The following is a 21,367-nucleotide window of genomic DNA, read 5'->3' on the forward strand; positions in this document are numbered from 1 at the left end:
CCGCCATGCTCCTGACCCCCAATGCCATGAGCCGCCGGATGCGCCTTGGCCTGTATGCCACCACCGGGCTGATCGGGTTGTTCCTGTTGCTGCCGATCGTGTTCATTGTCTTGCTGTCGTTCGGTTCGTCCCAGTGGCTGGTGTTCCCGCCACCGGGCTGGACGCTGAAATGGTACGGCCAGTTCTTCTCCAATGCCGACTGGATGAACGCGGCCATGGCCAGCCTCAAGGTCGCGGTGCTGACCACGTTCTTTGCCGTGGCCCTGGGCCTGCCGACTGCGTTTGCCCTGGTACGTGGGCGCTTCCCGGGCCGGGAAATGCTCTACGGCCTGTTCACCCTGCCGATGATCGTGCCGCTGGTGATCATTGCCGTGGCGGTGTACGCGCTGTTCCTGAAACTGGGCTACACCGGGACCATGTTCGCGTTCGTGGTCAGCCACGTCATCGTCGCCTTGCCGTTCACCATCATCTCGATCATCAACTCGCTGAAGCTGTTCGACCAGTCGATCGAAGATGCCGCGGTGATCTGTGGTGCCTCGCGCCTGCAAGCGGTGTTCAAGGTGACCTTCCCGGCGATTCGTCCGGGCATGGTGGCCGGCGCCCTCTTCGCCTTCCTCGTCTCGTGGGATGAAGTGGTACTGAGCGTGATGATGGCCAGCCCGACCCTGCAAACCCTTCCCGTGAAAATGTGGACCACCCTGCGCCAGGACCTGACGCCCGTGATCGCCGTCGCCTCGACGTTGCTGATCGGTCTCTCGGTATTGGTCATGGTGATCGCCGCCGCACTGCGCCGGCGCAATGAAATCAGCGCCTAAGCGCAGGAGTACGACATGAGTGCAGTGATCAAAGATGCCGCGCAGCAAAATGACAAGCCCCTGGTGAGCCTGCGCAACCTGAACAAATACTACGGCGACTTTGCCGCCGTGGACGACATCTCGCTGGACATCAAGGACGGTGAATTCCTCACCTTCCTCGGCTCCAGCGGCTCGGGCAAAAGCACCACGCTGTCGATGCTCGCCGGCTTCGAAACCCCCAGCAGCGGCGAGATCCTGGTCAACGGCCAATCGCTGGTGAACGTGCCGCCGCACAAACGCGACATCGGCATGGTGTTCCAGCGCTACTCGCTGTTCCCGCACCTGTCAGTGCGCGACAACATCGCCTTCCCGCTGGCGATCCGCAAACTGGCCGCGGCCGAACGTGATCGTCGGGTCGATGCGATGCTCAAACTGGTGCAGCTTGAACAGTTCGCCCATCGCCGCCCTTCGCAACTCTCCGGCGGCCAGCAGCAACGCGTCGCGATCGCCCGGGCGCTGGTCTACGAACCACGCATCCTGCTGATGGATGAACCGTTGGGCGCACTGGACAAGAAACTGCGTGAAGATTTGCAGGATGAACTGCGCCAGCTGCATCGGCGCCTGGGCATCACCATCGTCTACGTGACCCACGACCAGGAAGAAGCCATGCGCCTGTCCCAGCGCATTGCGATCTTCAGCCACGGCAAGATCGTTGGCCTGGGCAGCGGCTACGACCTTTACCAGAACCCGCCGAACGCCTTCGTCGCCTCGTTCCTCGGCAACTCGAATTTCCTCAAGCTCAAGGCCCAGGGCAATGCGGTGGCTTCGTTCGAAGGGCAACCGCTGTCGATCCGCCTGACGGCCGGCCTGCAAACCGATCAGGATGTGTTGCTGATGGTGCGCCCGGAAAAGGCCTTGGCCTTGAGTATCGAGCAAGCCGCTCAGGAACCGTTGGCCGCGGGGTGGAATGAAGTGACGGCCAAGGTAGTGGAAGTGTTGTTCCTGGGTGAAAGCCAGACGTGCAGCGTGGTGACTTCGGGCGGTACGTCGATGACCGTCAAGGCGCTTTCCGCGGCGGGCATGCCCATGAAGGCGGGGGATCCGGTGCGGGTGCGCTGGGCGACTGCGGATGCCTGCGTTTATACCGAATGGGCTGAAAGCGACTTGAACAAGGCGGCAGGGGCGCATTGATTTTTTGAGGTCCGCGACAGTGGACCGTTAGTTACATATCACCCTCGGGTCGCCGCAACGTCGGGTTGCGGTGGCCTTTTTTTTTGCTTTTTGATCGGGGGCATATCCGTTTCATCGGTAACGGCCACTCATGACGGCGGGTGAGAATCCTGTAGGAGCCCGGCTTGCCGGCGAAAGCGTCATCGCTGCCGATGATTGTCTTTCAGGTGTACATATCCACTGCTGCGGTAACGGCCACTCATGACGGCGGGTGAGAACCCTGTAGGAGCCCGGCTTGCCGGCGAAAGCGTCATCGCTGCCGATGATTGTCTTTCAGGTGTACATACCCATTGCTGCGGTAACGGCCACTCATGACGGCGGGTGAGAATCCTGTAGGAGCCCGGCTTGCCGGCGAAAGCGTCATCGCTGCCGATGATTGCCTTTCAGGTGTACATATCCACTGCTGCGGTAACGGCCACTCATGACGGCGGGTGAGAATCCTGTAGGAGCCCGGCTTGCCGGCGAAGGCGTCATCGCTGCCGATGATTGTCTTTTCAGGTGTACATATCCATTGCTGCGGTAATGCAGCAATGGATATGTACACCTGAAAGACAATCACCAAAACAAAAATGCCCGGCAAAAGCCGGGCATTCCTGACAAACACGAGCGATCAAAAAGTCAGTCGGTATAACTCAACCCCGAAGCCCTACCCTGCTGAACCCGCCCACGCGTAGCCAGGCAATAGTAAAGCGGACAAGTCACCACCAACCCCACCAGCCACGACAGATCCGCCCCCTCGACCAGGTTGGCATAAGGCCCCACATACAACGACGTATTGGCAAACGGCAGCTGCACGATGATCCCGATGAAATACGCCACGATCGCATGCAGGTTGAAGCGCCCATAGATCCCGCCATCCGCACGGAAGATCGAGGCAGTGTCATAACGCCCGCGCTTGATCACATAGAAGTCGATCAGGTTGATCGACGCCCATGGCACCAGCACCAACAGCAATGCCAGGATCAGCCCGATGAACTGCGAAATGAAGTCCGCCGAAGCGCCCAGCGCCACCACACAGCAGCCCGCCAGCACCACGCTCGACAGGATCACGCGCACCTTGATGCTCGGCGTCCACTGGCTGGCGAAGGTCTGGATGGAGGTGATGATCGACAACACCGCGCCATACAGATTCAAAGCGTTGTGGCTGATGATGTTGAGCAGGAACAGCACCATCAGGATCGGCCCCAGCCACCCGGTGGATTGCTTCACCGCGGCCATCGCTTCCGTACCTTCCGGGGTCGCCAGTACAGCCACCGCGCCGAAGGTGAAGGACAGGATCGTGCCCAGGGTTGCCCCCAGGTAGGTGGCCCAGAACGGTTTGGCAATGCCGATATCGGCCGGCAGGTAGCGCGAATAGTCCGACACGTAGGGCGAGAAACTTATCTGCCAGATAATCCCCAGGGACACGGTGGCCAACCAGCCGGACAGGTTGAAACCACCGCGAGTGAAAAAGTCCGCCGGCAGGTCATGGGCGAAGATGTAGAGGAACCCGGCGAGCAAGGCGCTGCCCATGACCCAGGTGCCGATGCGGTTGAGGGAATGGATGAAGCGGTAACCGATCACACCGATCGCCGTGGCGCTCAGGGCACCGATCAGGATACTTGCCGGCACTGGCACCGAGGGTGCGATGCCGACAATCGACTTGCCTGCCAGCACGATGTTGGAGATGAAGAAGCCGACGTAGATCAGTGCGGCAAAAAACACGATCAGCAACGCGCCATAGCGGCCGAACTGACCGCGGCTCTGGACCATTTGTGGAATCCCCATGCGCGGGCCCTGGGCCGACGCCAGGGCAATCACCAGCCCGCCGACCATGTGCCCGAGGGCAATCGCCAGCAGCCCCCATAACAAGTCGAGATGGAACACCTGGACCACCATGGCACCGGTGACGATGGGCAGTGGCGCAATGTTGGTGCTGAACCACAGGGTGAAAAGATCGCGGGCCTTCCCGTGGCGCTCTGCGAGTGGAACGTAATCGACCGTGTGATTCTCGATCAACGGGTCTTGCCGGGACATCTGGGACATATGCATGAACTCGAGTTTGTCTGTTCTTATCTTTGTATGAAGCCAAACCGGGGGGACTCTCTGGCCGCCCCTCAGATGCGCACCATATTATGGTATTCCAACATTTCCACAAGACTGATTCGGTCTTTGCGAGCCCATCTGATCCGGCATCCTGCCGCAAACCCACACCCACTGATTAGCTGAAAGCCCCGTAAACACTGACTTAAAAACCAAAGTCGTACGTTTATCGGACGACCAAAAAAGCCCTTGCAAACGATGTATTACGGTATACCATCAGACCTACAAACTCATAAAAACCACGTTCCACTCCCGAGGACAGTCCAATGATCGATGCCGCCATCTACAAACAAGTCATGGGCTCGTTCCCGTCCGGCGTCTGCGTCATCACCACGTTCGATGAAGACGGGCAGGTCGTCGGCCTGACCGCCAGCGCCTTCAGCTCGCTGTCGATGGACCCGGCCCTGGTGCTGTTCTGCCCTAACTACAGCTCGGACTCCTACCCGGTCCTGATCAGGAACAAGCGCTTTGCCATTCACGTCTTGTCCGGCGGCCAACAGAGCGAAGCCTATGCCTTCGCACGCAAGGGCAAGGACAAGGCGCAAGGCATCGAGTGGACGTTGAGCGAGCTGGGCAACCCGATCCTGGCCAACGCCACGGCGGTCATCGAATGCGAGCTGTGGCGCGAGTATGAAGGGGGCGACCACGCGATCATGGTCGGCGCGGTGAAGAACCTGATCGTGCCCCAGCACAATCCCGGGCCACTGGTGTATTGCCACGGCAAGATGGGCGCCCTGCCCGTTCTGGCCTGACACAGGCTGCGATCTTTTGATCCAATAGATTTTGCAGCACGATCGTATTATGGTATACCAATAATCAACAGCCCCGCAGTCGACGGGTCGACCACAAGAGATTCGAGGTAGCGTCATGAAATTTTCCCTGTTCGTACACATGGAACGTTGGGACGAAAGCGTCAGCCACCGCCAGCTGTTCGAGGACCTGACCGAACTGACGCTGATGGCCGAGGCTGGTGGTTTCAGCACCGTATGGATCGGTGAACACCACGCCATGGAGTACACCATTTCGCCAAGCCCGATGCCGCTGCTGGCGTACCTCGCCGGCAAGACCACCACCATCCATCTCGGCGCCGGCACCATCATCGCGCCGTTCTGGCACCCCATCCGGGTCGCCGGTGAATGCGCCCTGCTCGATGTGATCAGCAACGGTCGCATGGAAGTGGGCCTGGCCCGTGGCGCCTATCAGGTTGAATTCGACCGCATGGCCGGCGGCATGCCAGCCTCTTCCGGCGGCCAGGCATTGCGGGAAATGGTTCCGGTGGTTCGCGCCCTGTGGCAAGGCGACTACGCCCATGACGGCGACATCTGGAAATTCCCGACCTCCACCAGCGTGCCCAAGCCGATCCAGAAACCGAACCCACCAATGTGGATCGCAGCCCGTGACCCGGACTCGCACAACTTCGCCGTCGCCAACGGCTGCAACGTAATGGTCACGCCGCTGATGAAAGGCGATGAAGAAGTCCTCGACCTGAAGAACAAATTCCAGGCCGCCCTGGACAACAACCCGGACGTGCCACGCCCGCAATTGATGGTGCTGCGTCATACGCACGTGCACGCGGTCGACAATCCCGAAGGCTGGAAAGTCGGGGCCAAGGCAATCGCCAAGTTCTACCGCACGTTCGATGCCTGGTTCGGCAACAAGGAAACTCCGGTCAACGGCTTCCTGGCACCAAGCCCGGAAGAGAAGTTCGCCGGTCGTCCCGAGTTCGAGCTGGAGAGCCTGCACAAGACCGCCATGATCGGCACCCCGGAAGAAATCATCCCGCGCATCAAGTACTATCAGGAGCTGGGTGTCGACGAGTTCAGCTTCTGGTGCGACAACAGCCTGCCGCATGCCGAGAAGAAAAAGTCCCTGGAGTTGTTTATCAAGCACGTGGTGCCGGCGTTCCGCTGAGCCCACCTCCCTGCCCCTGTGGGAGCAAGCCTGCTCGCGATGGACGTCAACGATAACGTGTTCCGCCTGAATCACTGCGTTTTCCGGATGTTTTTCGCGAGCATGCTCGCTCCTACAGGTGGGTCGATTCCCATGTTCAACGGTCGTCTCCAATCGCTCTCCCCTCCCTCCGGCGCCGAGCAGGCTTACCTGCGCGGCGAATGGACCGCTTCGCATATCCATTTCAAGCGCCTGCGCGCCAGCGTTTCCGCCAAGCAGAACGGCTTCTGGCAACCCGTTTACTGAGCCTGCCCGAATAAAAAGTCACGCACGTCATACCGCTTCATTGCGCGGTATGCACTGTGCATTGTGCTTCGGCTCATGATCAGGTTTGCCCCATGAACAATAAAAACGCTCTGTTGATCATCGACATGCAACAGGAGGACGGTTTCGTCCTCGAACACTTCGACAAAGTGCTGGCCAACACCGCCGCACTGCTCGACACCGCCCGGCAGCAGCGGGTCCCGATCCTCTATACCCGCCATATCAATCAAGCCGATGGCAGAGATCTGCCACACGGCGAACCCCGCGCATGCGACGGCGGTCCGAGCGGCTACCGCGCCGGCACCCGCCAGGTGGAGATCATCGAAGGCCTGGCGCCGCGGCCCGATGAAGCCATTGTCGACAAAGGCCGCTACAGCGCCTTCCACCGTACCGATCTGGATGCCCGGCTCAAGGTGCTGGACGTCCGCACACTGATCATCTGCGGCGTGCTCACCGATGTCTGCGTGCTGACCACGGTATTCGATGCTTTCGCCTTGGGTTATCAGATTCGCCTGGTCAGCGATGCCTGCACCACGACCACCCAGGCCGGTCACTACTCAGCGCTGTTGATCATGGCCAACTGGGTCTACTCCCTGGAAATCCTCACCAGCGGCGAATGCCGGCGCGCCCTGCAAAACCTTGACTACCTGAGCCTGAATCCCGAGTACCCGGACCTGTTCGCCCACCAGCCCCATGAGCTGCCAGGCACCATCGCCCGGTTGCAAAACCACCTCGTGCGGACTCAGGAGTAATCGCCATGCAAGTCGAAAAAAGAAGCATCGATTTCATCCCTGAAGCCGAGCGCCATGGCCGGCCGGGGTCGCTGTTCTTCATCTGGTTCGGCGCCAATATGAACATCACCACCATCGCCTCCGGGGTGTTGCCGGTGGTAATGGGGCTCAACCTGTTCTGGAGCGCCCTGGCAATCATCGTCGGCTCGTTGCTGGGCGCGATTTTCATGGCCTCCCATTCCGCCCAGGGGCCCAAGCTGGGCATCCCGCAGATGATCCAGAGCCGCGCGCAGTTCGGCGTACTCGGGGCGGTGTTGCCGCTGTTGTTCGTGATGCTGATCTACCTGGGGTTCTTCGTCAGCAACACCCTGCTGGCCGCCCAGGCGCTGGAGTCGGTGAGCCCGTTGCCGGCCAGCGGCAACATCTACCTGATCGGCGCCTTGTGCTTCGTGGTGGCGCTGTATGGCTACCGGTTGATTCACCGCTTGCAGAAGCTGCTGTCGATCCTTTCGCTGCTGATATTCGCCGCCGCCACGCTGTTGGCCTTGCAACTGCCGATCCCGGCCGAGCAATGGCTGCCGACGGGCTTCTCGCTGTCGAAATTCCTGGTGGCGGTGAGCATTGCCGTGACCTGGCAGCTGTCCTACGCGCCCTACGTCGCCGACTATTCGCGCTACCTGCCGAGCGGTACGTCGGCCGCACAGGTGTTCTGGTACAGCTACGCCGGTACGGTCAGCGGCGGTGCATGGATGATGATTCTCGGGGCGATCCTGAGCGTCGGCATCGGCGACTTCTCCAGTAACGTCGGCGGCCATGTCGCCGGGCTGTTCGGCAGCGGCGCGATACTGCTGTTCGCCTTCATCGTCTACGGACAGGTGTCGATCAACGTGTTCAACCTGTACGGGGCGTTCATGTCGACCATCACGGTGATCGAACCCTTCGCTCAATTGAAGGTGACGCCACGGGTACGCGGGCTGTTCATGCTGGTGATCAGCGTGGTAGCGACCGGCCTGTGCACCATCAACCAGGACGATTTCATCGCCTTCTTCCTCAACTTCATTTTCTTCATGAGCTACTTCCTGATCCCCTGGACGGCGATCAATCTGGTGGACTTCTACTGCCTGCGCAAAGGTGAATACCGGATCGACGACATCTTCGACCGCAACGGGATGTATGGTCGGGTCAACTGGATCGCCTGCGGCAGTTTCGTGCTGGCGATTGCCCTGGAGATTCCGTTCATGAACACCACGTGGTATGTCGGTCCGATCGCCACCGCGCTCGAAGGTGTCGACCTGGCCTGGCTGGTCGGCTTGCTGGCGCCGGCCTTGAGTTACTACTGGCTGATGAAGCTTGGCAAGCGAGCCGAACAAGTCGGCGAATTGTCCTGATCCATCCCTGAAGACCACAACGTCGGGCGCAATGCCCGGCGTTGTGCCCTGCCCCCGTGACGTCGCTCAGCGCGCTGAATCGTGCCGGGTGTTGCGCTCGAAAATGGCCCCCTCGATACCCAGCACTTCACGGGTATCGGCGTAGATCCCGACACCTTTCTCCCAGACGTGCTTGATCGAATGATCGGCGCAGCGAATCCGGTAGTTGAGTTCGAACGGCTCCCGCCGTGACAGGGCATATTGGACTTCGCGCCAGACATACTCGGCGTCTTGCGCCAGGATCAGGCTGTTGTAGGTGAATTCATGATTGTCCACCAGCCGCTCCGCTGGATACCCGGTCAGTTGCAGGCACCCGGCGCTGACAAACTCCATGGTCCAGTCACGGTTGTTGCGTCCGCGATAGATCAGCCCCGGCATGCTGTCGAGCAGGCTCATGCAGCTGCGCTGGCTGGCCAGCAAGGCAATCTCGCGCCGCTTGTGCGCCGTGATGTCCCCCGCGACCAGGTAGAAACCCTGATCACCACGCCTGAGGCTGACCTCGAACCAGCGCAGTTCCCCTGACGGGTGCACAAAGCGCAGCCGCTGATTGAAAGAGGACTCGGGTCGCCGACGCAACTCATGCAGCGCCTGGCGCCACATCGAGCGGTCTTCGTGGTGCACATGGTCGATGAGGTTGCGCCCGCATTCGGGTCGATCCATCAACTCCACCCACGCCAGATTGAAGTGTGCGATCTGACCGTCATCCGTCAGCTCCAGCAACGCCGCAGGAAAGTGATCCATCATCTAATGACGCTCCCCATGTCTCACCGATGCGCCGTTGTGCACCCAGGCCGCCAGTTCCAGACGCGAGTGCAGACTGAGTTTCTGCAAAAGATTCTTCACATAGATCTTGACCGTGCCATCGCTGATCCCCAGTTCCCGGCCGATCTGTTTATTGCTCATGCCGGTGGCGATCAGGGCCAGCGTCTGGCCTTCGCGCTCGGTCAGGTTGCGGGTGTCGCATTGTTCAATATCGTGCACGGGCCGATGCGTCGACGCGCCCTGATCGGCCAGCAGGGCAATCAGGGTCGACTCCAGGACGATCGCGCCCCTGTTGCAATTGCGCATGTAGTCCAGCAATGCATCGGGCTCGGTTTCCTTGAGCACATAACCGCTGGCTCCCAGGCGCAGGGCCATCAATAACTCGGCGCGATCCATCGAAGCGGTTAGCACCACCACCTGACAGTCCAGGCGCAGCTGACGCAGTTCATCAAGGACCTGCAAGCCGCTCAAGCCTGGCATGTGCAGGTCAAGCAGAACCTGTTGCGGGGCCAGGCTCACGGCCAGATTGATGCCTTCGCGACCACTGGCGGCCTGCCCCACCACCGCAAAGTCGTCACTGGCATCGAACAGCTGGGCCAGGCCCCTGCGAAACAAAGGGTGATCATCGATCAGTAACAAGGTCGTGCAGTCCATCGAAACTCCCCTCTGACAAATCCTGGTGACGGCAAAGGCCAAGGTGCACGCGTACCCCGTGCGGACGGATGGCCTCAATGGTCAGCCGCGCGCCAATGCTCGCGGCACGCTCGCGGATAATCGCCAGCCCGAAATGGTTTTCCTCCCCTGACGCCGGGCTCAAGCCGATGCCGTCATCCTCCACCGACACCGACGCATCACCATCCTGGTTTTGCCGCAACTCGATGCGCACATGGCGTGCATGGGAATGGCGTACCGCGTTGGCCAGCGCCTCGCGAATGATCTGCAATACCTGCAATTCGGTTTCCGGGCCCAAGGCGTCGTCGGCCAGGCGGTTATCCAGTTCGAACACGATGATGCAACGTCGTGAGAACTCCGCGACGGAGTCGGCCAGGGCCTGGCGCAGGGAGCGCCCATCCATGGTCAGGCGGGCGCTGGTGATCAGTTCCCGTACCTGGCGCTGGAGCTGGCTCAAGCCGCCGCGCAACTCTTGCAACACCGCAGCCGCCTGCGCAGGCTCGCCCATCTGCGACTGCAACAGACTCGCCTGAAACGATAGATAACCCAACTGCTGGGCCACCGAATCGTGCAGTTCACGGGCCAGCGCACCGTGCCGGAAAGTCGCATGCCTACGTTGCTGTTCGCGGGTGTGACAGAGCAGACGCACACTGACGCTGACGGCCTGCGCGGTCTCTTCCAGCAACCGGCGCCAGCTCTCGCCGGCCGCGCGTGACGTATCGAGCATCAACCAGCCACTGCCGGGTTCGTCGCTATCGGGTAAGGCACACAGCAGGCGATGCACGCCCCTTTGCCGACAAGGACCACAGGCTTGGGCGGATTCGTTCGATGCAAGGGTTCGCCTGGGGCAGTGCTCCACGTCGTGGCAACCCTCGATCAAACCGCGCCGAGCCGGCGTCGGCTCGACACCGCCGAGGATCAGGTTCAGTTGGCAACCGGGCAACAGTGCTTCGAAACGGTCCGTAAAAACCGCCAAGGCACCGTCAGCGTGCACCTGGCTCAAGGGCAACCCGGCCAACAGCTTGCGCACGCTGCGCGCCTGTTCGGGACGGATACGCCCCCACCAGAGCGGCCACCACTGCACTCGTGTTCGCACTATCGATCACTCCCCGTCCGCTTGCTCGGCTGTGAACAAGGACCAGCAACTTCCATGCCCCGAACGGCCCTCGAGCAAGGCTTACCCCCAAAGAGATAGCGCTTTTTCTGGATTGAGAGATTTTTCCCCGTAGGAAATTATCTTCCCCAACAGGAAACAACACACCCTGTCCAACGCCTTTCTCGCCCCTTCAAACAGGTGCGGATCAACAGGAAAGCCAGCATGACGGATAGACACAGCGCCGCCCCGGATCGACTTCACAGCCTCCCGCTCTATCGCCAGCCGCTTCCTCGTGAAGCCGCCACCCGCCATATCGTGATCCTGCAATCGGCGGCCGCCTGCGCGTCCTTTGTCGGCGAGTTGCAACAGCCCCTGGTGCTGAACCAGGAGAACAGCGACTTCAGTGCCCGCCTGCATCAGGTGCTGGGCAGCGCCACCGTGGGCAGTCACGTGTACATCATGGGTGACGAGGCATTCGTGTGGCGCATTCACGCTCAAGCCCGCGCCGCGGGGCTGGAAGATGACGAGATCGACATCACCCGCTCCATCGTCGGCCAGCGCTCGGTGTATTGCGTGCATTGCGGCCTGACCCAGGCTTGCGGGCCGCAGCCATCGCTCACTTGCGTGCGCTGTGAAGTCGGGCTGGAGGTGCGCCAGCATTTTTCCCAACGCCTGGGGGCTTACCTCGGTGTCTGCACCAACGCCGACCAGCCATATGCAGGAGTCCAGCCATGAGCGGCGCGCTGATGGTCCGGGTCAGCGCGACCAACATGCTCACTCCGGTCGTGCGCGAATTCACCCTGCAACCCTGCACCGGTTCCCTGCCGGGGTTCTCTGCCGGCAGTCATATACAGGTCCACCTACCGGGCAATGTACGCAATGCCTACTCGTTGACCAGCGACCCGTCGGACAGCCACTACCGTATCGCGGTACGCCTGCAGGAAGCCTCTCGCGGCGGCTCGCACTACTTGCACCTGCACGTAAAGGCAGGCGACACGCTGCAGATATCGCCGCCGGCCAACCTGTTCGCCCTGCACTCGACCGCCCGTCTGCACATCCTGATCGCCGGTGGTATCGGCATCACACCGTTCATGTCGCACGTTGCGGAGCTGGAACGACGCCAGGCCGATTTCGAACTGCATTACCTCTGTCGCCCGGGCCTGAGCGATGCCTATCTCCAGCCATTGCAACAACGGCTGGGATCGCGACTGCACACCTACAGCGGCCGCCCGGACCTGAGCACGATCCTGCGCGATCGCCCGCTGGGCAGTCACGTCTATACCTGCGGCCCGCAAACCTTGCTCGATGCAGTTCAGCAGCAGGCCAGGGCCCTGGGCTGGCCCTTGGCGCGGGTGCACTGGGAAGCCTTCAAGGGCGCAACACCCGGGCAAGCCTTCGATCTGGAACTGCTGCGCAGCGGGCAGCGTCTGCGGGTCGGGGCCGAACAAAGCCTGCTCGAAGCGCTGGAGTCCGCCGGCCTGCAGATCCCCAACCTGTGCCGTGGCGGGGTCTGTGGCCAATGCATGACCCGCCATGTGCGCGGTGAAATCGAGCACCGCGACAGCTTTCTGAGCCCCGCCGAGCAGGCCGATTTTCTCATGCCCTGCGTCTCTCGCGGCTGCGGCCCTTGCGTTTCGCTAGACCTATAGGAGTCGACCATGACCGTTCCATCAAGCCCCGTGCTGAGCTATCGAAACGACTTCAGCTTTCGCAACAGCCCCGCCGCCATCCGCCGGTTTCCTTTTCCCTTTACCGAGGACAGCTATCTGTATTCGGTGAACATCGAACCCGCCACTTCCCGGGACCCTGGTTCGATTTACCAGCACAGCTTCGACATCGACGAACACTACCGTTCGGAAATGGCCGAACGCGCGTTGGTACTGGACAAGGACCCGCGCCGTTACCTGGTGATGCCGCACATGCAAGTGGCGGCGTGGGATGCGCTGCAGATGCTCATGGAGCACCTCGCCGCCGACTATCCGCAGTGGTTCGTACTGGAGCGTCAAGGCGACCACTGGCATTGGCGCAATCATCTGCTGGACATCGATCAGCGCTTTGTTTTCGGTGATGCCGCAAGCCTTCCCTGCGAGCCGCTGGCGTTCATCACCCGTCAGGTCCAGGGGGATTTCGCCCTGCTCGATCAGCGCGACGGTGACCTGTACATGGACGCCGGCATGGTCACAAGCCCGGCCGACTGGTCCCTGGCGTTCGACGCTGGCATGAGTTTCAAGCAGTGGCATTCACCGGTGCCCATGGCCCATCAGATGGGTGTGTTCGACCGCGCATTGAAGTACCTGCTGGCCCTGCAGGCCGGGCAGCCGGTGCGACGCCTGAACTGGACGCTGACCATCAAGCCGCGTCTCGACTCCTCACCCGAGACGTTCCATGAATGGGGCGCCGACCGTGGGCGCATTACCGCCGAAAACGTCGGGCAGCACGTGCATCTGCGGGTCGAATTGCAAGTGATGGCCCGCTTGCCCCGCAGCAACGCGGTGATGTTCAGCATCCGCACCTACCTGATCAGCATGGATTCGCTGGTCACTCAGCCCGGCTGGGGCTGCCGCCTGCACCGCGTGCTGCGCGACTTGCCCGAGCCGATCGCCGACTACAAGGGCATGAGCCGCTATCGACAGACCCTGGTCCAGTGGCTGAGCCGCTTCGACCCGCAAGCCTGACCCCTTACCACTTTCTCCCGACAAGGATCCTCACATGGCTCACTCATGGCGTATTTCTGCACTGGCCGAACGGCACCGCGCACTCGGCTCGAACCTGGAAGACTGGAACGGCATGGGCACTGCCTGGACCTACAACAGCGAACTTGCCGATCATCATCAGGCGATCCGCACCCGCGCGGGCTTGATGGATGTGTCCGGCCTGAAGAAAGTCCACTACGTCGGTCCCCACGCCGAAAGCCTGTTGCAGTGGGCCACCACCCGTGACATCGCCAAGCTCTACCCGGGCAAATCGGTGTACGCCTCGATGCTCGACGAGGATGGCAAGTTCGTCGATGACTGCATCGTCTACCGCACCGGGCCCAACGCGTTCATGGTGGTGCATGGTGCCGGCAGCGGTTACGAAATGCTGGTGCGCTCCTCCCAGGGTCGGCAAGTGGCGGTGCTGTTCGATGACGACTTGCACGACCTCTCGCTGCAAGGGCCATTGGCCGTGGACTTTCTCGCCGAGCACGTCCCCGGTATTCGTCAGCTGCCCTACTTCCATCACCTGCAGACCCGCCTGTTCGACCGCCCGGTGATGATCTCCCGAACCGGCTACACCGGCGAGCGAGGCTACGAGATTTTCTGCAAGGCAGCCGATGCCCCAGCGCTGTGGGACTCGATTCTCGAACAGGGCGCGAGCCTGGGCATCATTCCCTGCGCCTTCACCGCACTGGACTGGTTGCGGGTGGAAAGCTCGCTGATGTTCTTTCCCTACGACAACTCGCAGATGTACCCCTTCGCCGACCAGAAGGCGGGCGACACCCTGTGGGAAATGGGCCTGGATTTCACCGTGTCCCCGGACAAGCGCGATTTCCGCGGCGCCGAAGAGCATTTTCGACTGCGCGGCCAGGAGCGTTTCAAGATCACCGGCGTCCTGCTCGAAGGCGTTCGCCCCGCCGAGGCCGGCGACACCCTCTGGCAAGGCGACAAGCAAGTCGGAGTGATCACCTGTGGCATGTATTCGCGCCTGAGCAAACGTTCCATGGCCATCGCCCGCATAAACCTTGCCTGCTCCACGCCCGGGATTGCCCTGCAGGTTCGCGGCAGTCTGGAGGTCGCGGCGCTGACCCATGCCCTGCCCTTCGACGACCCGGAAAAAACCAAGCGCACGGCCAAGGGCTGAGCCTCCATCCATTGCATCAAGGAGCCCATGATGGACACCTGCGAACATTACATTCTCAAGATCAGTTGCCCGGCAGCCTCCGGCATCGTCGCCGCCATCACCACCTGCCTGGCGGCGCAACAGTGCTACATCAGTGAGCTAGCGCAATTCGACGACGAATTCACCGGGCAGTTTTTCATGCGCGCGGTATTTCGTTTCAACGCCGGCGTCACCGGCGATATCGGTGCCCTGCGCGAAGACTTGGGCGACCTGGCCGGCGGCTTCGACATGCAGTGGCAGCTTTTCTGCACCAGCGAGCCGACCCGGGTGCTGCTGATGGTCAGCAAATTCGACCATTGCCTGACCGACCTGCTGTATCGCCACCGCAAGGGCGAAATGGACATGACCATCACGGCAGTGGTCTCCAACCACCTGGACTTGCGGGCGATGGCCGAACGCGAGGGCATTCGCTTCATCTACCTGCCCATCACCAAGGACAGCAAGGCCAGCCAGGAAGCCGAGTTGATGCGCATCGTCGAGGACACCCGGACCGACCTGGTGGTACTCGCCCGCTACATGCAGATCCTGTCCGACGGGCTGTGCCAGCAGTTGTCCGGGCGAGCCATCAATATTCATCACTCGTTCCTGCCCGGTTTCAAGGGTGCCAAGCCGTATCACCAGGCCTACGACCGCGGCGTGAAACTGATCGGTGCCACGGCGCATTACGTCACCAGCGACCTCGACGAGGGACCGATCATCGAGCAGGAAATCCAGCGGGTCGACCATACCCATCTGCCCGATTCCCTGGTCGCCATCGGCCGCGATACCGAAACGGTCGCCCTCTCCAAAGCCCTCAAATACCACCTGGAACACCGGGTGTTCATCAACCAGGACAAGACAGTGATCTTTCGCTGAGCGCCCCTGCCTTTCATTTCAATAGCCAATACGAGGCACGACCATGACATTACGCGTGGCAATCATCGGCGCCGGACCTTGCGGCCTGGCGCAACTTCGAGCTTTCCAGTCGGCCCGCGACCAGGGCGCCGACATCCCCGAGCTGGTCTGCTTCGAGAAGCAGAGTGACTGGGGCGGCATGTGGAACTACACCTGGCGCACCGGCCTGGACGAGAACGGTGAACCGGTGCACGGCAGCATGTACCGCTACCTGTGGTCGAACGGACCGAAGGAATGCCTGGAGTTCGCCGACTACACCTTCGAAGAACATTTCGGCCGCCCCATCGGCTCCTACCCGCCACGCGAAGTGCTGTGGGACTACATCAAGGGTCGGGTCGAAAAGGCTGGCGTGCGTGACTACATCCGCTTCAACAACGTGGTGCGCCAGGTCACGTTCGATGAGCAAAGCCAGCGCTTCACCCTGCACGCCCACGACTACAACAGCGATACCCTGACCTGCGAACAGTTCGACTACGTGATCAACGCCTGCGGTCATTTCTCCACCCCCAAGGTGCCGTACTTCGAAGGCTTCGAACAGTTCGCCGGGCGTATCCTGCACGCCCACGATTTCCGTGAGGCACTGGAGTTCAAGGGCAAGGACCTGCTGATCGTCGGCAGCAGCTATTCCGCCGAGGACATCGGTTCGCAGTGCTACAAGTACGGCGCCCGCAGCATCACCAGCTGCTACCGCACCGCGCCCATGGGTTATGCCTGGCCGGACAACTGGGAAGAAAAACCGCTGCTGCAACGCCTGGAAAACAACCGTGCCTGGTTCATCGATGGCAGCAGCAAGCACATCGATGCGGTCATCCTCTGCACCGGTTACAAGCATCACTTCCCGTTTCTGCCGGACGAGTTGAGCCTCAAGACCGACAACCGCCTGTGGCCAATGAACCTCTACAAAGGCGTGTTCTGGGAACCAAACCCCCGGCTGATTTACCTCGGCATGCAGGATCAGTGGTACTCCTTCAACATGTTCGACGCCCAGGCCTGGTACGCCCGCGATGTCATTCTCGGACGCATCGAACTGCCAGGCCAGGCTGAAATGATCGCCGACAGCTGCCAATGGCATGAACGGGAACAGACGCTGCAAACCAACCAGCAGATGTTCGAGTACCAGGGCGCCTACATCCAGCACCTGGTGGACGCAACCGACTACCCCGACTTCGACATCGCCGCGGTCAACGAAACCTTTCTGCACTGGAAGCATGACAAGGCCGCAGACATCATGGGCTATCGCGACAAGTCCTATCGCTCGCTGATGACCGGCACCCAGTCACCTCCCCACCACACTCCCTGGCTACAAGCCCTGGACGACTCCATGGCGGCGTACCTCGGTGAGCCGCCAACTGCCATCAAGTCAGTTGGCTGACCCTGGAGCCTGCTCATGAATGCACCTCGTTTTTCGCGACCCCGGGAGCCCGGCCTTTATGCCCGCGCTCCTGATCTGGAGCGCTACAGGGTGGCTGCAGGTGGCCTGACCCTGGTCGCCCTGCAGCCCGGCGACAGCCTGCAAGTGATCGACCTCGAAGGCCAACAGACATGCGAATTATTGGCGTTGGCAGCCAATGGCCACAGCGCGCTCGCCGATTGGGCACTGAGCGGTTCGGCAGACTGTCGGTTCATCACTTCACGACTGTTCGATGGGAGCGTGCAGGCACGTCGCGTGGTCCAGGCACTGGTGCGGCGCGGTGTCGATCCGCAGCACCTGCCTGATGCCGCATCACTCTGGGACAACAACAGCCCCGCCGGCTACAGCCGGCATTTTGTGGCCTGCGCAGCGTTGCTGGTGATCGTCGCGGCGCCCGCCGGGCCGACCTCGGTCGACCTGCAATACCGCCCCAGCGAACTCCGGTTGTGGGTGACCCGGGCCAATCCCTCGTCACTGTTGCTGCCCGCCCTGCCGGAACCGTTGGGTGAATTGCTCGACGAGTTCACCCTCAGCCCCGGCACTGCCCGCAGCTACACCGTCGGCAAGGGCCAGTACGTGCAAGTGCTGGATGTCGCCGGCCGCCAGTGCTCGGACTTCGTCGCCCTGGATCGGCGCGCACTGGATCGCGGCCTGGAGCTGGACCTGGACCAGACCGTTACCCGCACATTGAATGGCAGCGCTTACCCGGCGCCCGGGCTGTTTTCGAAGTTTTTCGACCGGCAAATGCAGCCGATGCTCGAGGTCGTGCAAGACACCGTCGGCCGTCATGACGCCTTCGCCCTGGCTTGCGCCGCTCGCTACTACGAGAGCCACGGTTATTTCGGGCACGACAACTGCAGCGACAACCTCAGCAAGGTGCTGGCACCGCACGGAGTCAAGGCCCGCAATGGCTGGCCGGCGATCAATTTCTTCTTCAACACCGCAATCGACGCGCACCAGCAAATGACCCTCGACGAGCCCTGGTCGCGCCCCGGCGACTATGTGCTGTTGCGGGCCATGACCGATCTGCTATGTGGCAGTACCTCGTGCCCGGATGACATCGACCCGGCCAACGGCTGGAACCCGACCGATATCCATGTCCGCATCTACAGCGAAAAGGAGCGTTTTTCCCTCGCCATGAGCACTCGAACCACGGCCGACGCCGACCCGATCCTCACCCGTGAATCGGCGTTCCATTCACGTACCAGCACGATGACTGGCAGCTTCGTCGACTACCGCAACTGGTGGTTGCCACTGCGCTATGACGGCTACGGCGCGATCGAGGAATACCTGGGTTGCCGCGAACGGGTGGCCGTGATGGACCTGACCGCCCTGCGCAAATTCGAAATCATCGGCCCCGACGCCGAAGCCTTGTTGCAGTACTGCCTGACCCGCGACGTGCGGCGCCTGGCGGTGGGGCAAGTGGTGTACTCGGCGATGTGTCACGCGCATGGCGGCATGCTCGACGACGGCACCTTGCTGCGCCTGGGCCCGGATAATTTCCGCTGGATCTGCGGCGAAGACTACGCCGGCGTCTGGCTGCGCGAACAGGCACAAAAACTCGGCATGAAGGTCTGGGTCAAATCCGCCAGCGAGCAGATTCACAACCTGGCGGTGCAAGGTCCGATGAGCCGCGAACTGCTCAAGCAGATGGTCTGGACCGCGCCGACCCAACCGAGCCTGGAAACCCTGGGCTGGTTCCGTTTCCTGGTCGGCCGCCTGGACGGTCATGACGGCTGCCCGCTGATGATTTCGCGCACCGGCTACACCGGCGAACTGGGTTACGAAGTCTGGTGCCACCCAAGCGATGCCGAAAAGGTCTGGGACCGGATCTGGGCGCTCGGCCAACCCTTGGGCGTGGTGCCGCTGGGCCTGGAAGCACTGGACATGCTGCGCATCGAAGCCGGGCTGGTGTTTGCCGGCTACGAGTTCAGCGATCAGACCGATCCATTCGAAGCGGGTATCGGTTTTTGCGTACCGCTCAAAAGCAAAACCGATGACTTCATCGGGCGCGACGCCCTGCTGCGCCGCTGCGCCCATCCCGCGCACAAGCTGGTGGGCCTGCAAGTGAACGGTAACGAAGCGGCTCACCACGGCGACCCGGTCTACCGCGGTAGGGCCCAGGTCGGCGTCATCACCAGTGCCTGCCGTTCGCCGTTGCTTGCCAGCAACATCGCGCTGTGCAGGGTCGATGTGGCCTGTAGCGATGCGGGCACGGAACTGGAAATCGGCAAAGTCGATGGCCTTCAGAAGCGCATCAGCGCCACGGTCAGCGCAGCGATTTTCTACGACCCGCAGAAGAGCCGGGTCCGTAGTTGATCGACCTCTTTTTGACTGCCCATACACACCCTGCAGGAGCAAACCTGCTGGCGATGAACTCAAGAACAACGCGTTTTTCCAGAAAACACGCGTTTTCGTTGACGTCCATCGCGAGCAGGCTCGCTCCTACAGGGGTTCGGTTCTACTCAGACATGGGAATACGAAGATGGAAGCGACTACGTTCGAGGCCGTACCGCAGGCCGCCAGTTCAGTGGGCAGCCTGCACCGCAAGATCGATTGGCGCGGGGCTTTCTGGGTCGCCAGTGGCGTGCCCGCCCTGGTGCTGTTTTCCATCGGCGCAATCGCCGCTACGGTTGGCAAACCGGCCTGGATCGTCTGGATCGTGTCGATTCTGTTCGGGTTCATCCAGGCCTTCACCTATGCCGAAATCGCCGGGCTGTTCCCGCACAAGTCCGGTGGCGCCTCGGTCTACGGCGCGGTTGCCTGGGTACGTTACAGCAAGCTGATCGCCCCGGTTTCGGTGTGGTGCAACTGGCTGGCATGGTCGCCGGTGCTGTCGATCGGTTCGGGGCTGGCGGCCGGCTACATCCTCACCGCCCTGTTTCCAGCCGATGCGTTGATCAATACCTGGCAACTGACCTTGCTCGACCTGGGCTGGATCAAGAGCGGCCTGTCGCTGCGGATCAATGCGACATTCGCCATCGGCCTGTTGATTCTACTGACGGTCTTTGCCGTGCAGCATGGCGGCATCCTGCGCTCGGCACGCCTCACGCTGGTGCTGGGTGTGACGTCGCTGATTCCATTACTGCTGGTGGGCGTCGTGCCATTGTTCACCGGGGATGCGGCCCAGGCCAATTTCCTGCCGTTGTACCCCTTGGCGCATGATGCGGCCGGCCAGGTCATCGACGGGCCCTGGGATATGTCCGGATGGTCGTTGATGGCCGGTGGGCTGTTCATGGCCGCGTGGTCGACCTACGGCTTCGAAACGGCGGTGTGTTATACGCGCGAATTCAAGGACCCAAAGCGCGACACCTTCAAGGCGATCTTCTATGCCGGCCTGCTGTGCATCCTGGTGTTCACACTCGTGCCCCTGGCATTTCAAGGCAGCCTGGGTCTTGGCCAGTTGGTAACCCCGGCCGAGCTCGATAGCAGCGGTGCGGTGGTCACACCGGCGGTCTACAGCGGCCTGTTGTCGCCGGCGATTTACAGTGGCATGGGTGTTGGCCAGGTCATGGCAGACAGCATCGGCGGCGGCAAGGTGGTGGCCAACATCGTGTTGATCATGCTGGTCCTCGCCACGTTGCTGGCGATCATGACGTCCATGTCCGGGTCCTCGCGCACCCTGTACCAGGCGTCGGTGGATGGCTGGCTGCCGAAATACCTGGGCCGCACCAACGAACACGGCGCCCCCACCGCTGCCATGTGGACCGACCTGTCGTTCAACCTGCTGCTGTTGTTGATGTCCGATTATGTATTCGTCCTCGCGGCGTCGAACGTCAGCTACATCATTTTCAACTTCCTCAACCTCAACGCCGGCTGGATCCATCGCCTGGATCGCCCTGACTGGATCCGCCCGTACAAAGCGCCCACCGTGCTGCTGGCGGCCGGTGGTGTACTGAGTTTCGTCAACCTGGCCTGCATGGGCCTGGGCGCCGACATCTGGGGCGCCGGAACCCTGGTGACCGGCCTGCTGCTGGCGCTTTTGATCCTGCCGGTGTTCTGCTACCGCCACTACGTGCAGGACCAGGGGCGCTTCCCGCAAGCTATGCTCAGTGAGTTGCACGTTGAGGCCGATGCTGGTCAGAAACGCGCCGGCTGGTTGCCCTATGCCACGCTGATCGCGGGCGTACTGGTGGTATATGGCTGCCATCAACTGGTAGCCTGAGCTTCCTTGC

At 61.5% G+C, this 21,367-nt stretch carries 20 protein-coding genes; 15 read left to right on the forward strand and 5 right to left on the reverse strand.

Translation table 11 applies throughout. The annotated features are described in order from the left end of the window. Positions 1 to 5 precede the first annotated feature (5 nt). Complete coding sequence (locus tag ACIO0C_RS14810) at positions 6 to 815, forward strand: ABC transporter permease (RefSeq protein WP_008059566.1); 810 nt, start codon at positions 6 to 8, stop codon at positions 813 to 815. A 15-nt stretch (positions 816 to 830) separates the two neighbouring features. After that, positions 831 to 1,985: an ABC transporter ATP-binding protein gene (locus tag ACIO0C_RS14815; protein WP_401313209.1), complete on the forward strand. Its 1,155-nt coding sequence runs from the start codon at positions 831 to 833 to the stop codon at positions 1,983 to 1,985. A 289-nt stretch (positions 1,986 to 2,274) separates the two neighbouring features. On the opposite strand, the gene ACIO0C_RS14820 is transcribed toward ACIO0C_RS14815, so the two are convergent. Both ACIO0C_RS14820 and ACIO0C_RS14825 read right to left on the reverse strand, forming a co-directional pair. Further along, positions 2,275 to 2,604: a hypothetical protein gene (locus ACIO0C_RS14820; RefSeq protein WP_401313212.1), complete on the reverse strand. Its 330-nt coding sequence runs from the start codon at positions 2,602 to 2,604 to the stop codon at positions 2,275 to 2,277. 38 nt (positions 2,605 to 2,642) lie between these two features. After that, positions 2,643 to 4,049 carry a purine-cytosine permease family protein gene (locus tag ACIO0C_RS14825; protein WP_401313214.1) on the reverse strand — a complete coding sequence of 469 codons (1,407 nt, stop codon included), beginning with the start codon at positions 4,047 to 4,049 and terminating at the stop codon, positions 2,643 to 2,645. Between the two features lie 323 nt (positions 4,050 to 4,372). Between ACIO0C_RS14825 and ACIO0C_RS14830 the strand changes: the two genes are divergently transcribed. The 5 genes from ACIO0C_RS14830 (at position 4,373) to ACIO0C_RS14850 (ending at position 8,439) form a co-directional block, all read left to right on the forward strand. Then, positions 4,373 to 4,858: a flavin reductase family protein gene (locus ACIO0C_RS14830; RefSeq protein WP_401313217.1), complete on the forward strand. Its 486-nt coding sequence runs from the start codon at positions 4,373 to 4,375 to the stop codon at positions 4,856 to 4,858. 115 nt (positions 4,859 to 4,973) lie between these two features. Beyond that, the gene (locus ACIO0C_RS14835; RefSeq protein ID WP_401313220.1) at positions 4,974 to 6,017 is read left to right on the forward strand and encodes an LLM class flavin-dependent oxidoreductase; all 1,044 of its coding nucleotides are present in this window, start codon (positions 4,974 to 4,976) and stop codon (positions 6,015 to 6,017) included. Positions 6,018 to 6,056: 39 nt separating this feature from the next. Next, a complete protein-coding gene (locus tag ACIO0C_RS14840; protein ID WP_401313570.1) occupies positions 6,057 to 6,302 on the forward strand; it encodes a hypothetical protein in 246 nt (81 codons plus the stop codon). Between the two features lie 92 nt (positions 6,303 to 6,394). Beyond that, the gene (locus ACIO0C_RS14845) at positions 6,395 to 7,072 is read left to right on the forward strand and encodes an isochorismatase family cysteine hydrolase (RefSeq protein ID WP_401313223.1); all 678 of its coding nucleotides are present in this window, start codon (positions 6,395 to 6,397) and stop codon (positions 7,070 to 7,072) included. Positions 7,073 to 7,077: 5 nt separating this feature from the next. After that, complete coding sequence (locus ACIO0C_RS14850; protein WP_401313226.1) at positions 7,078 to 8,439, forward strand: purine-cytosine permease family protein; 1,362 nt, start codon at positions 7,078 to 7,080, stop codon at positions 8,437 to 8,439. A gap of 66 nt (positions 8,440 to 8,505) precedes the next feature. Here the strand turns inward: ACIO0C_RS14850 and ACIO0C_RS14855 are convergent, their stop codons facing one another. The 3 genes from ACIO0C_RS14855 to ACIO0C_RS14865 are packed head-to-tail and all read right to left on the reverse strand — an operon-like array spanning position 8,506 to position 11,008. Then, positions 8,506 to 9,222 (reverse strand): PAS domain-containing protein, encoded by a 717-nt coding sequence (locus ACIO0C_RS14855; protein ID WP_401313229.1) that lies wholly within the window; start codon positions 9,220 to 9,222, stop codon positions 8,506 to 8,508. After that, a complete protein-coding gene (locus tag ACIO0C_RS14860) occupies positions 9,223 to 9,894 on the reverse strand; it encodes a response regulator (protein WP_401313232.1) in 672 nt (223 codons plus the stop codon). It abuts the gene before it with no gap. Further along, entirely contained in the window at positions 9,863 to 11,008 is a 1,146-nt protein-coding gene (locus ACIO0C_RS14865) for an ATP-binding protein (protein WP_401313235.1), read from the reverse strand. The genes ACIO0C_RS14860 and ACIO0C_RS14865 overlap by 32 nt, the downstream gene beginning before the upstream one ends. Positions 11,009 to 11,230: 222 nt before the next feature. On the opposite strand from ACIO0C_RS14865, the gene ACIO0C_RS14870 reads away from it, so the two are divergent. The 8 genes from ACIO0C_RS14870 (at position 11,231) to ACIO0C_RS14905 (ending at position 21,357) form a co-directional block, all read left to right on the forward strand. Next, complete coding sequence (locus ACIO0C_RS14870) at positions 11,231 to 11,743, forward strand: dimethylamine monooxygenase subunit DmmA family protein (RefSeq protein WP_401313238.1); 513 nt, start codon at positions 11,231 to 11,233, stop codon at positions 11,741 to 11,743. Beyond that, on the forward strand, positions 11,740 to 12,657 hold the full coding sequence (locus ACIO0C_RS14875; RefSeq protein ID WP_401313241.1) for a PDR/VanB family oxidoreductase: 918 nt from the start codon (positions 11,740 to 11,742) through the stop codon (positions 12,655 to 12,657). The genes ACIO0C_RS14870 and ACIO0C_RS14875 overlap by 4 nt, the downstream gene beginning before the upstream one ends. A 9-nt stretch (positions 12,658 to 12,666) precedes the next feature. Then, positions 12,667 to 13,683 (forward strand): heme-dependent oxidative N-demethylase family protein, encoded by a 1,017-nt coding sequence (locus tag ACIO0C_RS14880; protein WP_401313243.1) that lies wholly within the window; start codon positions 12,667 to 12,669, stop codon positions 13,681 to 13,683. Between the two features lie 34 nt (positions 13,684 to 13,717). Continuing rightward, positions 13,718 to 14,848, forward strand: a complete 1,131-nt coding sequence (locus ACIO0C_RS14885) for an aminomethyltransferase family protein (protein ID WP_401313246.1) — start codon at positions 13,718 to 13,720, stop codon at positions 14,846 to 14,848. 27 nt (positions 14,849 to 14,875) lie between these two features. Further along, a complete protein-coding gene (gene purU / locus ACIO0C_RS14890; protein WP_401313249.1) occupies positions 14,876 to 15,742 on the forward strand; it encodes a formyltetrahydrofolate deformylase in 867 nt (288 codons plus the stop codon). Between the two features lie 43 nt (positions 15,743 to 15,785). Then, positions 15,786 to 17,153: an NAD(P)-binding domain-containing protein gene (locus tag ACIO0C_RS14895; protein WP_401313252.1), complete on the forward strand. Its 1,368-nt coding sequence runs from the start codon at positions 15,786 to 15,788 to the stop codon at positions 17,151 to 17,153. Between the two features lie 15 nt (positions 17,154 to 17,168). Further along, positions 17,169 to 19,511 carry a DUF1989 domain-containing protein gene (locus ACIO0C_RS14900; protein ID WP_401313255.1) on the forward strand — a complete coding sequence of 781 codons (2,343 nt, stop codon included), beginning with the start codon at positions 17,169 to 17,171 and terminating at the stop codon, positions 19,509 to 19,511. Between the two features lie 166 nt (positions 19,512 to 19,677). Then, entirely contained in the window at positions 19,678 to 21,357 is a 1,680-nt protein-coding gene (locus ACIO0C_RS14905) for an APC family permease (protein WP_401313258.1), read from the forward strand. Positions 21,358 to 21,367: the final 10 nt, after the last annotated feature.

The organism is Pseudomonas sp. NPDC087336 (genome assembly GCF_044744285.1).
Lineage (GTDB): Bacteria > Pseudomonadota > Gammaproteobacteria > Pseudomonadales > Pseudomonadaceae > Aquipseudomonas.

Coding starts and splice junctions, on each gene's coding strand:
- ACIO0C_RS14810 (WP_008059566.1), top strand. CDS start 6: ATGCTCCTGACCCCCAATGCCATGAGCCGCCGGATGCGCCTTGGCCTG.
- ACIO0C_RS14815 (WP_401313209.1), top strand. CDS start 831: ATGAGTGCAGTGATCAAAGATGCCGCGCAGCAAAATGACAAGCCCCTG.
- ACIO0C_RS14825 (WP_401313214.1), bottom strand. CDS start 4,049: ATGTCCCAGATGTCCCGGCAAGACCCGTTGATCGAGAATCACACGGTC.
- ACIO0C_RS14830 (WP_401313217.1), top strand. CDS start 4,373: ATGATCGATGCCGCCATCTACAAACAAGTCATGGGCTCGTTCCCGTCC.
- ACIO0C_RS14835 (WP_401313220.1), top strand. CDS start 4,974: ATGAAATTTTCCCTGTTCGTACACATGGAACGTTGGGACGAAAGCGTC.
- ACIO0C_RS14840 (WP_401313570.1), top strand. CDS start 6,057: ATGGACGTCAACGATAACGTGTTCCGCCTGAATCACTGCGTTTTCCGG.
- ACIO0C_RS14845 (WP_401313223.1), top strand. CDS start 6,395: ATGAACAATAAAAACGCTCTGTTGATCATCGACATGCAACAGGAGGAC.
- ACIO0C_RS14850 (WP_401313226.1), top strand. CDS start 7,078: ATGCAAGTCGAAAAAAGAAGCATCGATTTCATCCCTGAAGCCGAGCGC.
- ACIO0C_RS14855 (WP_401313229.1), bottom strand. CDS start 9,222: ATGATGGATCACTTTCCTGCGGCGTTGCTGGAGCTGACGGATGACGGT.
- ACIO0C_RS14860 (WP_401313232.1), bottom strand. CDS start 9,894: ATGGACTGCACGACCTTGTTACTGATCGATGATCACCCTTTGTTTCGC.
- ACIO0C_RS14870 (WP_401313238.1), top strand. CDS start 11,231: ATGACGGATAGACACAGCGCCGCCCCGGATCGACTTCACAGCCTCCCG.
- ACIO0C_RS14875 (WP_401313241.1), top strand. CDS start 11,740: ATGAGCGGCGCGCTGATGGTCCGGGTCAGCGCGACCAACATGCTCACT.
- ACIO0C_RS14880 (WP_401313243.1), top strand. CDS start 12,667: ATGACCGTTCCATCAAGCCCCGTGCTGAGCTATCGAAACGACTTCAGC.
- ACIO0C_RS14885 (WP_401313246.1), top strand. CDS start 13,718: ATGGCTCACTCATGGCGTATTTCTGCACTGGCCGAACGGCACCGCGCA.
- purU (WP_401313249.1), top strand. CDS start 14,876: ATGATGGACACCTGCGAACATTACATTCTCAAGATCAGTTGCCCGGCA.
- ACIO0C_RS14895 (WP_401313252.1), top strand. CDS start 15,786: ATGACATTACGCGTGGCAATCATCGGCGCCGGACCTTGCGGCCTGGCG.
- ACIO0C_RS14900 (WP_401313255.1), top strand. CDS start 17,169: ATGAATGCACCTCGTTTTTCGCGACCCCGGGAGCCCGGCCTTTATGCC.
- ACIO0C_RS14905 (WP_401313258.1), top strand. CDS start 19,678: ATGGAAGCGACTACGTTCGAGGCCGTACCGCAGGCCGCCAGTTCAGTG.